At 40.7% G+C, this 14,102-nt stretch carries 10 protein-coding genes, 1 rRNA gene and 1 pseudogene; 1 reads left to right on the forward strand and 11 read right to left on the reverse strand.

Going from position 1 to position 14,102, the window contains the following annotated elements:
- The 6 genes from T530_RS0111985 to T530_RS14905 all read right to left on the reverse strand — a co-directional run.
- Positions 1 to 93 (reverse strand): 16S ribosomal RNA (locus T530_RS0111985); the annotation flags it as partial.
- 351 nt (positions 94 to 444) lie between these two features.
- Positions 445 to 2,346: an RNB domain-containing ribonuclease gene (locus T530_RS0111990; protein WP_027729218.1), complete on the reverse strand. Its 1,902-nt coding sequence runs from the start codon at positions 2,344 to 2,346 to the stop codon at positions 445 to 447.
- Positions 2,347 to 2,378: 32 nt separating this feature from the next.
- Positions 2,379 to 3,644, reverse strand: coding sequence for a hypothetical protein (locus T530_RS0111995; protein ID WP_027729219.1), 1,266 nt, complete (start codon positions 3,642 to 3,644; stop codon positions 2,379 to 2,381).
- Positions 3,645 to 3,743: 99 nt separating this feature from the next.
- A complete protein-coding gene (locus T530_RS0112000; RefSeq protein WP_009104877.1) occupies positions 3,744 to 4,865 on the reverse strand; it encodes an ABC transporter ATP-binding protein in 1,122 nt (373 codons plus the stop codon).
- A gap of 92 nt (positions 4,866 to 4,957) precedes the next feature.
- Entirely contained in the window at positions 4,958 to 6,478 is a 1,521-nt protein-coding gene (locus T530_RS0112005; RefSeq protein ID WP_027729220.1) for a phosphoglucomutase, read from the reverse strand.
- A gap of 37 nt (positions 6,479 to 6,515) precedes the next feature.
- Positions 6,516 to 7,367, reverse strand: a complete 852-nt coding sequence (locus T530_RS14905; protein WP_051537979.1) for a phosphatase PAP2 family protein — start codon at positions 7,365 to 7,367, stop codon at positions 6,516 to 6,518.
- 141 nt (positions 7,368 to 7,508) lie between these two features.
- Between T530_RS14905 and T530_RS0112015 the strand changes: the two genes are divergently transcribed.
- On the forward strand, positions 7,509 to 8,342 hold the full coding sequence (locus T530_RS0112015; RefSeq protein ID WP_027729221.1) for an oxidoreductase: 834 nt from the start codon (positions 7,509 to 7,511) through the stop codon (positions 8,340 to 8,342).
- A gap of 11 nt (positions 8,343 to 8,353) precedes the next feature.
- Here T530_RS0112015 and T530_RS0112020 read toward each other — a convergent pair whose 3' ends face one another.
- From T530_RS0112020 to T530_RS0112045, 5 genes and pseudogenes are all read right to left on the reverse strand, one after another.
- Complete coding sequence (locus T530_RS0112020) at positions 8,354 to 9,124, reverse strand: hypothetical protein (protein ID WP_027729222.1); 771 nt, start codon at positions 9,122 to 9,124, stop codon at positions 8,354 to 8,356.
- A gap of 31 nt (positions 9,125 to 9,155) precedes the next feature.
- Complete coding sequence (locus T530_RS14910; RefSeq protein WP_051537980.1) at positions 9,156 to 9,833, reverse strand: tetratricopeptide repeat protein; 678 nt, start codon at positions 9,831 to 9,833, stop codon at positions 9,156 to 9,158.
- A gap of 37 nt (positions 9,834 to 9,870) precedes the next feature.
- Entirely contained in the window at positions 9,871 to 10,782 is a 912-nt protein-coding gene (locus T530_RS0112030; RefSeq protein ID WP_027729223.1) for a sigma 54-interacting transcriptional regulator, read from the reverse strand.
- Between the two features lie 54 nt (positions 10,783 to 10,836).
- A pseudogene (rpsA, locus tag T530_RS0112035) lies at positions 10,837 to 13,189 on the reverse strand (30S ribosomal protein S1).
- A gap of 140 nt (positions 13,190 to 13,329) precedes the next feature.
- Positions 13,330 to 14,073: a pseudouridine synthase gene (locus T530_RS0112045; protein ID WP_156011660.1), complete on the reverse strand. Its 744-nt coding sequence runs from the start codon at positions 14,071 to 14,073 to the stop codon at positions 13,330 to 13,332.
- Positions 14,074 to 14,102: the final 29 nt, after the last annotated feature.

Here is a 14,102-nt window from a genome sequence, read left to right on the forward strand (position 1 = left end):
TCATGATTAGCAAGCTAACCAATCACGCTCGACTTGCATGCTTAAGACGCGCCGCCAGCGTTCGTTCTGAGCCAGGATCAAACTCTCCATGATTATTTCAAAACCCCGAAGGGTATTGATTACCAATGAATTAAAGTTCAATCAAGCTTTTTCTTATCTGCTGAATTGATTTACAATCGAACCTCAAGAACTGAGATTCGCGGGTATGTTTTTAATGATACAAAACATATAAAACTTGAACTATACAGTTAGTTATTTCCTTCCCTGTTCTGTCAAAAACCTTTTTAGAAGTGTCGCTCAGCGGTGCTGTGCGACGGTGAAAATTAATATATATTCTTTATAAAAAAGTGTCAACACTTGAGTTATTTATTTTTCAAATATTTTTAAGAAATATTTGTTATTTTAATTATTGCCGGAACACATCCAGCAATGACATTTTCGTCTTTATACAACTTCAAAATCTGCAGATAATTCCGGTATATCAACTTTTTTCATCTTTAAAGTGCGCTTATCATTAAGTTCTATATCAGTGATTCCCTTTATAGTAGCCTGCATATCAATTAAAGGAATCAGAAACAAGGCTTCATTTCCTCTAATATCGATACAAACGCCTTCAAAAGTCAATTCAGGATTCTGCAAAAGATAAACAAGCTTCCAGTGGGTATCACTTTTTCGGCTTGCCTTTTTAGCGGCAATAGAAGCGGCATCGCCGGCGGCAACTTTTTCAAGCATTTCATCCTTTGGCATAAGGCGGCGGCCGTCAATAAAAGCGCGGAGCTGCTGGTGGGCAATCAAATCTCCATAGCGGCGGAGAGGTGAAGTAACCTGCGAATAAAAAGAAAGCCCAAGCCCCGCATGTGGAGCAGGAGTAATTCCTACGCTGCGCTTTCGCATGCACTTGATTTTTGCAAAATCGCCGGCAAGACCGTCAGGGATTTTATCAGGAAATTCCGGCGCTTCCTGACTAACAAAAGGAAAAGGAATCTGATTTTTAAATGCAAACTTTGCAGCACCCTCACCTGCAAGAACCATAAGTTCTGCAATCATTCCGTTACTTTCGTATTTTTCGTCCGGGGCTACGGTAACTTTCTTTGTTTCCTTATCAACTGTAATATCAACTTCCGGCATCTGAATTGTTACGGCATGATTTTCTTCGCGGCGGGCCTTATTTTTTCTTGCAATTTCAAAAAGAGGCTTTAATTCAGGAGACTCTTTTTTATCTTCAGCTTCTTTATAAGTCATGCGGTGAACTGTAATTTTTGTTTTAAGAACTGTACATTCATCAATCTGACAGTCATCAGTAAGCTTTAACCTGAAAGAAAGGGCACGCGAATCTTCTTTTAAGCCAAGAGCATAATCTTCAAGGGCACTTTCGCAAAGCATTCGGGAAGCCCCTTCAGGAATATAAAGGGTTGTTCCCCTGCCCCTTGCCGCAATATCGATTTTTGAATCAGGAAGCACAGAACTTGCAGGATCTGCAATATGAACCCAAAGATACTGGCCGTCCCAGGCTACTGCATCATCAGGGTCATTCGAATGCTCACTGTCTATTGCATAGGAAATTCCCGGCACTTCAACTCTTTCTTCTTCAGGCATTGGGCCAAGCTGCTCGCTGGCAGAAGAAAAAGAAAAACCAAAACGTGAAGGATGTGGATTTTTTGTATAATCCCAGATTCCTGTGTCTATCAAAAGTTTATGAGCCTTTTCTATCGTCTGAGAAAAGCCTGCTTCCTGCATAACTTTAGATTTTTCAGTTTTACAGAGGGCAAAAGCTTCAACTTCCCCCATAAATTTTGCATCTTCAGGAAGATTGAGTTTTTTCTGCTTAAGGCGGGCAATAAATGCTTCCCTTATTTCAGCTTCGTGTTCTTTTTCGTAATTTTTCTGATTAAGGGCATCAATTTCTGTCTGAGAACGAGGTGTAAAAATCAGATTTCCGTTTTTGATTTCATTCTGATTAAGTAAAAACTCAGAAGAAGAGGCCAGAACTTTGTAAAAAGCCCAGATTTCATCAGTTTTAATGCCGCTGCAAGCTAAATCTGCAAGATCAGAAAAAGATAAGGGTTCAAAGGCAGTAGAATCATCACTCTGCAAAAGTTCCCAGGCTTCATGCAACATTGAAGTAAACTTTTCCCCGTCAGCCGCAAGAATATTTTCCAGAGAAGAACATGGATTATTATGTAAAAGGATTATGTCTTTTTCGCGCACTTTCTGCTCACCGTAAACGGCTTTTTTGCCGGTTGGAGTGGCTGCAGAAACCAGATAGCGCACAAGATATTTATCGCCGTCACGATCTTCAATGACGGCGGCTTGATTTTTATATAATACGACAGATTTTTTTTCCATAACCCGAATATATCAGATTATGGAAAAAATGACTATTTAGAACTCTTGCAGGTCCAGTAAAGTCCTGTTGCCCAGGTATTAAGTTTTTCGTGAGCGTAGTTGTCGCGGTACTGGAAGTCAAGGAAGGCTGTAAAGGAATTATTTTTATCCAAAGTCCAGGTAAAGTCAGGGCGGATATCAAGAATGCTTCCTCCCCAGTAATCTTTCTTTACAGGATCATCTTCCCACTTGCTGTCTTTTGAACCAAAGGCAATTGAAGACCAGCCGCCAAAGGCGAATTTTTCTGCAAACTGCCAGTTAATTCTGATTCCTGTGTAGAAGGCCATTGTGTAATCAGCATAGGTGTAGAAAGTAAAGCCTGCTTCAGGTTTTAACATAAGGTTGATTTTGCTGAAGTTGAATGTAAGGGCAGCGCCTGTTCCCCAGCGGCCGCCGTTTTCTTTATTGCTCTCTTTATAATCAATTCCAAGATAAGCATCAAAAATAAATGGCTTGAAGCCGACTGTTACGCCAGTGTAAATATTTCCTGTTGAACGGAAAACACCGTCAACTGCAGCGGCAATTGTAAGGAAATCAACCGGATGAATTTTTGCGCCGGCATTGAATAAAGGCTTGTCTGTTGTTACTCCGCTTGGAATTGCGGCACCAACTTCAATAAAGTCCTTGTAGTGGAAGCGGGCTGCAAGAGATGCTTTTTTCAATTCATCTCTTGGACCACCATTGTAATAAGAAGTATAAGAATTTGCATAATAAGTATAACCGGCAACATCAGCATCACCAGGCTTTGCGTCTTTAAGACCACCCTGAACGATATGACAGAAAGGCTCCCAGAGATTGCCGTTAAATGTTGGTGCAGGTCCAACCTTCCATTCAAGGCGGGTTCCCATTCCTAAATCCCAGTATTTATGCGGGTGATAGATAAAGTTTACGTAATAAGATTCTGCCTCACCATTAGTCCACCAGGAACCATTCTGATAGTGGTTTGTATACCAGAAAGGAGTTATTGTAGTATTTGCAAAATAAAAATCATCTGTAAATTTATTAGCAGCAATATTTGTAAGAGCGCCCCAGTTGAGCATTGCATCAACCGTACACTTTGCAACATCAATACGAGCCTGAACTGTATCTACAAAGCCGAAGAAACGCAATCCAGCAGCATCATATTCGCTGTCATTATTAAAATAAGAATTTCCGAAACTTACCGAAAGGGTATTTTTTACTCCAGGCTCGCTTAAAACCTGAGTCCAGGCTGCAGCAGTAAACATAAGAGCCGCTGCCAGCGCAACAATTTTTTTCATTTTTTTTCCTCCTAAAATAAAAAAAAAGCACCGCACCCGAAGGTACGATGCTTCTGTTTTAACAGATTATTATGTTTTAGTCAAAAAGACAGGCATTAATTACCATTTCTTTTCGATTACATCACAAATATTCTTTTCACCTTCATCAAGTGAGAAGAATTTTGCTTTTTCCATGTTAGGAACAACGTTTACAGAATCGCCAAGGCGGAATTCTGCATTTGCAGTTGTTTTAGCAATAATCTGCTGACCTTTGTTTGATACAAGGTAAAGGTGTGTTTCAGCACCAAGAGGTTCTTTGTTAACAATCTTCATCTGCATATCATCTTTTGCAGCTGGCTTGTCAACATAAGTCAAGTCTTCTGGGCGGATACCGAATGAAACTTCTTTTCCAACATAAGCTTTAAGAGACTTAGCCTGTTCAGCTGTTGGGTTAATTTCAAATGAACCTTCATCACAAACGATTGCACCGTTCTTTTCAAGAACTTTTACAGTCAAGAAGTTCATTGGAGGAGTTCCGATGAATCCTGCTACGAACTTGTTGATTGGGTTGTTGTACAAGTACAATGGTGCACCAATCTGCTGGATGAAACCGTCTTTCATTACAACGATTTTTGTACCAAGAGTCATAGCTTCAATCTGGTCGTGAGTTACGTAAATCATTGTAGCCTGAAGTCTGTTGTGAAGAGCAGCCAACTCAGAACGCATTGTTACACGAAGTTTTGCATCCAGGTTAGAAAGTGGTTCATCGAACAAGAATACTTTAGGGTTACGAACGATAGCACGTCCTACAGCAACACGCTGGCGCTGTCCACCAGAAAGTGCCTTTGGTTTTCTTTCAAGATACTGTTCAAGGTCGAGCTGTTTTGCAGCATCACGAACACGGCGGTCGATTTCTGCCTTATCCATCTTGCGGATTTTAAGACCGAAAGCCATGTTGTCATATACTGTCATATGTGGATAAAGAGCGTAGTTCTGGAATACCATTGCGATATCACGGTCTTTTGGAGGAACGTCGTTCATCTCAACGCCATCGATATACAATTTACCTTCGGAAATGTCTTCCAAACCAGCGATCATACGGAGAGTTGTTGACTTACCGCATCCTGAAGGACCTACGAATACGCAGAATTCCTTGTCTTCAATTGTGATATTGGAATTTGTTACAGCGTGAACTCCGCCGTCATAGATTTTACCAATACCTTTAAGCTCTACTTTTGCCATTATTGGCCTCCTGATAGGGTTATATTATTATTTCAATTTTATTCGACATCATGGCAGAAGTCAAATTCAAATTGTTAGATTTATGAAAAATTTTACATTAAGCTGCTGCGGTCCAGGCGGTCAAATCCGTCTGTAAGCTTGCGGGCAATTTCCACAAGCTTGGCAAGGTCGCCTTTGCGTCCGCCTTCAATGTTCAAAGGCATTACAGGATCATGAAGACTGAGGCGGAGCAAAATCCAGCCCTGAACTTCTTCAGATTTGAATGAAAGACGAACACCTTCGTAAGACTGAGGCATTGTGTAGCCTGCAGCAGCGGCACGAGATTTGAACTCTTGCAAAACTTTATTTCCGTATTCCTTAAAGTCATCGCCGGAAATCTTAAAGCGGAACTCCCCTTCTTCTACAAGAGGAGGAAGTTTTTCTATAAGACTGTCCAGTTTTTTACCTTCTTTAGCTGCCTTTGCAAGGGCAATAACAAGTTTTACGGCAAGGAAGGCACCGTCATCAAGGAAGAAGTTATCTTTCAGCGCACCGTGACCGCTTGTTTCCATGGCAAGTGGCGCAACAGTTCCGGCAGCATTGAGCTCCTTCTGCTTGTTGATAACGTTTTTGTAGCCTCTCATATAGCAGAGGTGCTTAAGGCCAAGAACTTCTTCCAGAAAGTAAGTAAGGCGGTCAGAAGTAACGCTGTCTGTAATGATTGTACTTCCAGGATATTCCGGAGCAAGGATTGCAGAAATCATGGCGATGATTGAATCGCGGTTAACTTCGCTTCCGTCACTCAAAACGGCACTCATTCGGTCTACGTCGGTATCGAAAATAAGTCCCAGGTCTGCCTTGTTCTTCAAAACGGCGCTGCGAATTGCTTCCATTGCCTGTTTGTTTTCCGGGTTTGGAATATGATTTGGAAAGTTTCCGTCAGGTTCAAGGAACTGGCTTCCGCTTACGTCGGCGCCTAAAGGAGCAAGAATCTTATCTACAAAGAATCCCGAGGCACCGTTTCCGCTGTCTACAACAATGTGAAGCTTAGAAAGAGGCTTTTCTCCATCACTAATTCCCTCTTTAATCTTGTTTTTAAGGTATTCGGCGTAAATGGAAATCAAATCACATTCAGCGTCAGCCTTAAATCCGCCCGCAAGCAGGTCAGAAGCGGCTTTATCTTCCATTTTTGAAGCAATTTTAAGGACATCAGTAATATCTTCATGCTCAAGACCGCCGTCTGCATTAAAGAACTTAATTCCGTTTCTATTGAAAGGAAGATGGCTTGCAGTAATCATTGCAGAGCCGTCAAATTTTGTCTGGTCAAAGACAATTGACATGAACATTGCAGGGGTCGTTGCCATATTGCAGTTTACAACCTTGGCTCCGGCGTGAACGATACCGCATGCAAGCGCATTTAAAAGCGCAGGACCGGATACCCGGGAATCCCTGCCGACACCAATTTTCAAATCACCGGCAGCCTTTCCAGTTTTTTTAGAAAGCCATTCCACAAAGGCGCATCCGATTTTTACAGCAATCGGATTTGTAAGGTTTACGTTTTCCCCTTCAACGCCTTCAAGCGCAACACCACGAACGTCACTTCCGTTCTGCAGTTTCATAATGTCAAATGCCATAGTTTTTTTCCTCTAATTTATTTTTTTTATAATCTTTCTATTTTCTGATTGTGAACACAAGGGCTCCAGGCGCAAGGTTCATTTCAAGTCCGCGAGTCTTTTCAACTTTATTAGCAGAAGTTTTTCTTGAAGAAGGCAGCAGGGTATGAATCCAAGGGATTAAAAATCCGTATGCCGAACCAATCACAGCTCCAGTTAATACGTCTGTAAAATAATGACAGCCGCCAGCCATACGAAGGGCTGCCACAGTAGTTGCAAGACCAAAGCTTATGCCTGTTACACCCCAGCGCCAGCCAGATTCCGGATAATATTGCCAGAATACATAGCTTGTAAAAGCCGCAGATGCAAATGTAATTGAAGTATGTCCAGATGGAAATGATTTTTTCCAGTCGCCGTTTTTAAGGTCTTCATCAGGAGTTCCATCATAATACATATAAGGTCGGGTACGAAGGACACAGTTTTTTATAAGGTCTGTAGTTCCCCAGGTCCACAAAAGAGTTTCGCCGTACATAGTCGCAAGCGTAAACCACTCGGATTTTTGAGTAGTAAAGGCAAAAAGCGGAACAGGAGCCAGAAGCATGGCAGTTCGCACGATATCACAGGTTACATCCAGTCCTTTTGAATATTTATTCATAAAAAGCTGGTCAAATGCCGGAACAGAACTTTTATCTTCCAGGTTTCCGTTATATTCATCATGATTCAGCTTGCAAAAGTTATCTAAAACAAAAATAGTTCCTGCAAAGGCAGCGCCGCTTCCAAAAAGAATAGGATCAAGAACCGGCGAAAGATTAAAAACTTTTTCCTGACTTAGAGCAGGCCTTACATCATCACAAAAAGCATGAACACTAAAGAAAGCCAGAAGGCTTATAACTGCACAAATTTTTTTCATATTTCAATTATAACACAGATGAGGGGTAATATTAAATGCATTGGAAGCTTTACTGAAGTTTTTCTTACTTTCAAAAGGTAGCATTTTTTTTATTATGCGTATAAAATTATTATAACAAAAAAATATTAAGGTCAAAATAGAATGTCAAAGAAAGTCGTATTAATCACAGGCGCATCTTCAGGGATTGGACTGACAACAGCGAAGATGCTTTTGAAAGATGGGTACACTGTATACTGCGCAGCGCGAAGAACCGAACTGATGGAAAGCCTGAAGGAAGATGGAGGACACACTGTATTCCTTGACTTAAACGATGATGCATCCATCAAATCATGCGTTGATTCGGTTCTTAAGGCAGAAGGTCATGTTGACATTCTGATTAACAATGCCGGCTATGCTACAGGCGGCTCTCTTGAAGACACATCAATTGAAGAAGCAAAACGTCAGTTTGAAGTAAACGTTTTTGGTCTGATAAGAATTACCCAGCTCTGCCTTCCTTCAATGAGGGAACAGAAAAGCGGATTAATCATAAACATTTCTTCTATGGCAGGCTTATTCTCAAGTCCTTTTCTGGGCTGGTACCATGCCGCAAAATATTCTGTAGAAGCCCTGAGCGATTCTTTGCGAAATGAAGTAAAATCCTTTGGAATTAAGGTTGCAATTATTGAACCTGGCCTTATTAAAACAAACTGGGGCGTTATTGCCGGCAATGTAATTGAAAAGAATTCCGGAAGCACAGCCTACAAGGACAATGCCCTTCTCTATTCTGATTTTTACAAGCGAAACTATAATGAAAATGCAAAAGTTTCAAATCCTTCTGTAATTTCAAAGGCAATCTACAAGGCAATCAAAGCCAGAAATCCAAAAAGCCGCTACAGAACAGGAAAATATTCTCATTCCTTTGTATTCTTAAAACGAATTTTACCGGACTGGCTCTTTGATTTCTGCACAGACAGACTGATTAAGTATTTTGGATAAGGATTAAACAGTTAGTTTTCGTAGGTATTATCAACTATACAAAGAGTGCCAAGATGACAAATAGGGCTGTAATAAGTTGTAAAACTTGAATCATGCCCTTTTGTAAAGGCATATAAAGTCACATACCAGCAATTCTCTTTAGTAACAGATGTATTTGTACTTACGTCGTCCTCATAATAAGTAGAACGCGGAAGAGGCGCAGAGTAATAGTTTGTATATCGCACAAAATCAAAATATCGTGAACCATAATATCTAACCGGCACACCGACTTTGCCTTCATTAAATTTTATAAAAGCCCTGTATTCCTCTTTATCCTGTTCTTGAAGATATTGAGTAAGGCGGATTTTTACCCTGACAGCAGAACCGTCATGATTTACAAAAGTATCATCAGAAGAAGAATTATTCTTTAATTTCTGAAATTTATATGAGTTTATAAGTGATGAAGCGGAACTTGCCTTTGTAGAAGCATTATTTGCAAGAACATTCAGGGCGCTGTATTCAGAAGCACAGGTTGAATAATTTGAATAAATCTTATAATAAACATCCGTGCCGTCAACGCTAAAAGAACCTTCTGAGCTGTCACTGGGATTTGTAGTAAATTCGACATATTTGTTCGGGAAGGTCAAAGGGTTGCTTTCTGAATAAACCGGACAAAAAATGGAAGAAGGCCCATTCAATACATAATATTCATCCAGTCCGCATGAAGGATTTAAAATAACAAAGCACGCAACAAACATACAAGAAAGAGTGATATTTAATGTACGTTTTATGCGTGCTTTCATATGATTTATTAACAGTTCAAACTGCTTTTAGTTACTCAGCTTTACCTTCAAGCTTCAACTGAATGATACGAGTTTTTGCAAGCTTTGCAAAAGTATCATCAGGAAGTTCATCATTAAGTTTTGTGTATGCTTCTACAGCTTCTGCATATTTACCCTGAGCTTCAAGTACGCGGCCATAGTTGAATGCAGCATGTGAACGCATTACAAAATCCTTATTGTCTGCAGCAAGCTTGTAGTTTGCAGCAGCGTCGTCAAGTTTGTCCAAATCTTCATAAGCAGAAGCAATGTTGAAATAAGCAATTGGAGCTGTGTAAGCTTTTTTACCAGCCTTTGCAGCTGCCTTCCAGTATGCTACTGCATCTTCCTTGTTTCCAGCCTGATAAGCGATATCAGCAGCAAGAAGATTAGCGCGAACACCACTTACACCACTATTCTTTACAAAAGAAGCAAGGTCTTCCAGAGCCTTTGTACGGCGTCCTGCAAGTTCATCATCAGAAAGGCCTGCAGAACCATTTGTAAGTGCATAAGAAATCTCATCAATTTTCTGAAGATTCTTTGCATTAAAACTTGAACTTACGCTTACAAAAATAATGTAAGCAACAAGAATTACAACAGCGGCTACAAGAACAGTAACCAGCCCCTTCTTATTTTTTTCCAGAAAATTCGCTGCCTTAGAACTTGCAGTTGGTTTTACTTCGATTTCTGCCATTTTTTTAACCTCAATTTTTTTCCCGGTAAATCCGGTCTTATTTTTTTTGTATATGTAATTCGTTTATTAATCTTATCACATAAGTACGTTGAATTCCTAGTATTCGGGCTGTTTTTGTCTGGTTCCAGCCGTTCTCTTCAAGAATCTGAGTAACGTACTCTTTTTTGAATGAATCAAGGGCGGTCTTTAAAGACTTATCCGGAAGCGAAAGGTCAGAAGGTGATGACGCAGGCGCACCCGCAAGCATAAAGTCAGAAGCCTTAAGTAAAGGAGGCTCCCCTACTATAAAGGCATGCTGCACAAGATTTTTAAGCTCGTCTATATTGCCCGCAAAAAAATAATCCTGCAAAAGGTTTACTGCAGACTGACTGAAAGCAGTGTAATTAAAACCTGTCTGCTTACAGTAAAGTTTACGATAAAATTCCAGAAGGACCGGGATCTCATCTTTACGCTGACGAAGCGGCTGCACATTAATTACAACAGAATTAATTTTGTAAAAAAGTGATTCAAGAAAATCACCGCTGGCAATCATAGATTCAATATTTTCTTCTGTAGAACTGATAACCTTAAGATTTCTTCCCAGCCTTGCGCATTCGCTCAAAAAAGCGTCTACAGGCTGCTGCAAATCTAAGGACATTTTGTTCACGCAGTTTAAGAAAAGTGTCGCATAGTTGTTCTGGCCGCCTAAAAACCAGACCTTTGCCCCGTCAAGAACCTCGGCATTTTTTAAAGTGCTGAAGCTCTTGCAGTTGATTTCAAAAAAGTTCTGGGCGTTTCCGCCCTTTTTCTGATGAACGCTGGAAGCGATATAACTTTTTCCTGTTCCCTTTTCACCATATAAGAGAACAGAAGCGTTATTTTCGCAAAGATGAGGGATTATTTTTTTTACTTCATCCATTTTTTCGTCCATCAAAGCATCAAAATAAAAACGCATTGATGCGGAAAACATGCAATGCGTTTTATCAAAGCTAAAATCTAAAAGAGTTTATTAACCGCTATAGATTTATTTTTTTGAGTTGATCATATCTCCAAGAGTATATGCTCCGTCGTCTTTGCTTTCAGAATCCATATACTGAGAAATTTCATCACGCTGCTGCTTTCTCTTGTACTCGCGAACAGAGAATGCAACCTTTTCTTTATCAGTGTTTACGTCAACTACGAATACGTTGATTTTGTCACCAACTTTGTATTTAGCAACTGCTTCTTCGAATGGAACGTCTTTGTCATCGCTAAGGTTAGCTTTGTTTACAAGACCTTCAATTCCGTTTGGAGCTTTTACGAATACACCAAAGTCTGTGATAGAAGTGATTTCTCCTTCGAGTGTCGAACCAACCTGGTATTCATCAGCAAATGCCTTCCAAGGGTTATCTGTAACCTGTTTAAGACCAACCTTAATGCGGTGAGCCTCTGGATCACATTCGATAACAACAGCTTCAACATCCTGTCCTACTGTAAGTTCGCTTCCAGGGTGTTTAACTTTCTTTGTCCAAGAAATGTCATCTGCGTGGAGGAATGCGTCGATTCCTTCATCAATAGAGATGAAAGCTCCGGCAGCTGTAAGTTTTACAACTTTTCCGTTTACCTTAGTTCCAACAGGGAATTTTTCACCGATTGAATCCCAAGGATTTTCTGTAGCCTGTTTAAAGCCAAGTGAAACACGACCAGCCTGGATATCATATCCAAGAATCATTGCTTCTACTTCCTGACCAACAGTTACCATATCACCAGGTTTGTTGATTTTCTTTGTCCAAGAGAACTCAGAAATATGAACAAGACCTTCAATTCCTTCTTCAAGTTCAACGAATGCACCAAATTCAGTAAGTTTTGTAACCTTACCTTTTACGATGTCATTAACGTGATATTTTTCTTCAAAGTGAATCCATGGATCTTCTGCAAAGTGTTTAAGAGAAAGGTTGATTCTCTTTTCTGCAGGGTCAAGACGGATAACTTTAAGTTCAATTTCCTGACCTTTCTTTACAAAGTCCTTAGGGCGAGCTACGTGTCCCCAGCTCATATCATTGATATGGAGAAGACCGTCGAATCCGCCAAGGTCGATGAATGCACCGAAACTTGTAAATGATTTTACAGTTCCCTTTACAGTATCACCGATATTAACTGAATTGAAGAAAGCATCGCGCTTTTCATCAATCTGTTCTTCAAGATATTTACGGCGATTTACTACTGGATTCAATTTATTATCTGTGTAAAGGCGCTCAATATAGAACTTAGATTTCAATCCGAGCAATGATTCAGGTTTTTCAACCTTTTCTGCATCAGCCTGACTGATTGGCAGAAATGCAGCACGGTCAATACCAAGATTAACCTCATAACCGCTCTTAACAACTTTTGAAATTGTTCCGTCAACAGGAGTCTTATCTTTCCAAGCCTGCTGAATGTCTTTCAAATAGCGCTTTGAATCAGCTTTTTTCTTTGATAAAACAGGACCGTTATTGTTGTGTCCAATCAACAAAGCCTGAACAGTATCCCCGATTTTCGGCAGATCATCTGCGAACTCCTCTGCAGGGATTAAGCCCTCTGATTTGTCACCTACATCAACGTAAACATAATCGCTTGTAACCTGAATTACTGTACCTTCTACAAGCTGACCTGCCTGAGGTGCATCAAAATTTTTGAGGGATTCCTCTAATTGTGCCTGGAATTCGCTCTTGGAGTTCTGAGTTCCTTCCATTTCCACTTCCATTTCGTCCATAGTAAACCCTTTTTTAAGAAATTTTATTTAGTATTATTTCACAAACCTTATCTATGGTCAAGTCAGATGTATCTATATAAATAGCATCTTCTGCAATTTTTAGAGAACCTTCTTTCTTGTTTTTATCCATTTCATCGCGTTTGATAATAGACTCTTTTATCTCTTCCAGCGTCATGTCGCTTACACCCTGATCAAAGCGGCGTTTTGCGCGAACTTCGGCGCTGGCATCAAGGTAGATTTTGTATTCGGCGTTAGGGAATACAACAGTTGTCATATCGCGGCCTTCGCAGACAATGCTGAGGCTTGCGGTAATCATTCTCATAAGGTCGTTTACAAGGTGGCGAACCTCTACGATTGAACTTACCTGCGAAGTATTTGCAGTTACGCGGTCATCATGAAGATGAGCTGTAACGTCCTTGCCGTTCAAAATAAAATGACTTTCTTTTGTGTATTCAATCGTCTGTTTTTTGCAGAAATCCAGAACGGCAGCTTCGTTTGTGATGTCAATTCCGGCATCCAGAAGGGCCATTGTAAGGGTGCGGTAAAATCCGCCTGAATTCAAAAATGTAATCTTTAATTTGTCTGCAATAATGTTCGCAATTGTAGATTTTCCAGTTCCGGCTGGTCCGTCGATGGCAATAATCATTATTTTTCCTCCAATAATCAGGTTATAGGTCTTAGGTTCCAGATTTCAGAAAGAGGGGAAAGCCTTCCCCTGCGGCCGCACTTCGTTGCGTCCTACCCCTTCTGCGGGCTCAAACGCCGCCCGCAACGCCTGCTATTATCCTAACACCTCTCACCTAATAAACCTTTTATTTCTTCTTTCGTTAAATCTCTACACTCGCCTGGTCGTAAATCGTCCAGGTTGACGCAGCCTATGCGCACACGCACAAGGGATTTTGTACCGATATTCTGGCTTTCGAGCATTCGTCTGATTTCGCGGTTTTTACCTTCAATCAAAATGATTTTGATTTTGCGGGCTTTTAAAACCTTACAGGATTTACATTTATAAAAAACGTTGTCTACGCGGACACCGTGCTCTAAAAGTTTTGCTGTTTCTTCACTTACGTCCTGGCTTGTTTCTACGATATACTCTTTTTCAATCTGACTTGAAGGGTGAGAAAGCTTTGCGGCAAAATCTCCGTCGTTTGTAAAAAGGATTGCGCCCTTACTGTACATATCAAGGCGGCCTACATTGTAGAGGCGTTCGCTGTATTTTTCGGAAAGCAAATCTGCGGCAACAGAACGGCCCTTTTCATCTGAAAGGGAGCATACAAAACCTGCAGGCTTATTCAAAAGGACATAGCGTTTTTTTTCTTCCAGGCTGATTTTTTTTCCGTCTACGAAAACTTCATCTTTTGAGGTGACTTTTGTGCCTAACTCCGTAATGACAGTGCCGTTTACGCTTACGCGGCCGTCAAGAATTATCTGTTCGCTTGCGCGGCGGCTTGCCACGCCTGAATGTGCTAAAAAAACCTGAAGGCGGAGAGGCTCTTCCTGTGCGTGCTCTGTCTTCAAGCCGCTGCGCACATCATCTTTATTTGCCTTAACGGCAGTTT

Origin of the sequence: Treponema sp. C6A8 (assembly GCF_000619925.1) — a bacterium.
GTDB lineage: Bacteria > Spirochaetota > Spirochaetia > Treponematales > Treponemataceae > Treponema_D.

Bases quoted from the DNA above. Each gene is read 5' to 3' on its own strand.
- T530_RS0112005 (WP_027729220.1), bottom strand. From the start codon at position 6,478: ATGGCATTTGACATTATGAAACTGCAGAACGGAAGTGACGTTCGTGGT.
- T530_RS0111990 (WP_027729218.1), bottom strand. From the start codon at position 2,346: ATGGAAAAAAAATCTGTCGTATTATATAAAAATCAAGCCGCCGTCATT.
- T530_RS0112000 (WP_009104877.1), bottom strand. From the start codon at position 4,865: ATGGCAAAAGTAGAGCTTAAAGGTATTGGTAAAATCTATGACGGCGGA.
- T530_RS0112030 (WP_027729223.1), bottom strand. From the start codon at position 10,782: ATGTTTTCCGCATCAATGCGTTTTTATTTTGATGCTTTGATGGACGAA.
- T530_RS14905 (WP_051537979.1), bottom strand. From the start codon at position 7,367: ATGAAAAAAATTTGTGCAGTTATAAGCCTTCTGGCTTTCTTTAGTGTT.
- T530_RS0112020 (WP_027729222.1), bottom strand. From the start codon at position 9,124: ATGAAAGCACGCATAAAACGTACATTAAATATCACTCTTTCTTGTATG.
- T530_RS0111995 (WP_027729219.1), bottom strand. From the start codon at position 3,644: ATGAAAAAAATTGTTGCGCTGGCAGCGGCTCTTATGTTTACTGCTGCA.
- T530_RS0112015 (WP_027729221.1), top strand. From the start codon at position 7,509: ATGTCAAAGAAAGTCGTATTAATCACAGGCGCATCTTCAGGGATTGGA.
- T530_RS14910 (WP_051537980.1), bottom strand. From the start codon at position 9,833: ATGGCAGAAATCGAAGTAAAACCAACTGCAAGTTCTAAGGCAGCGAAT.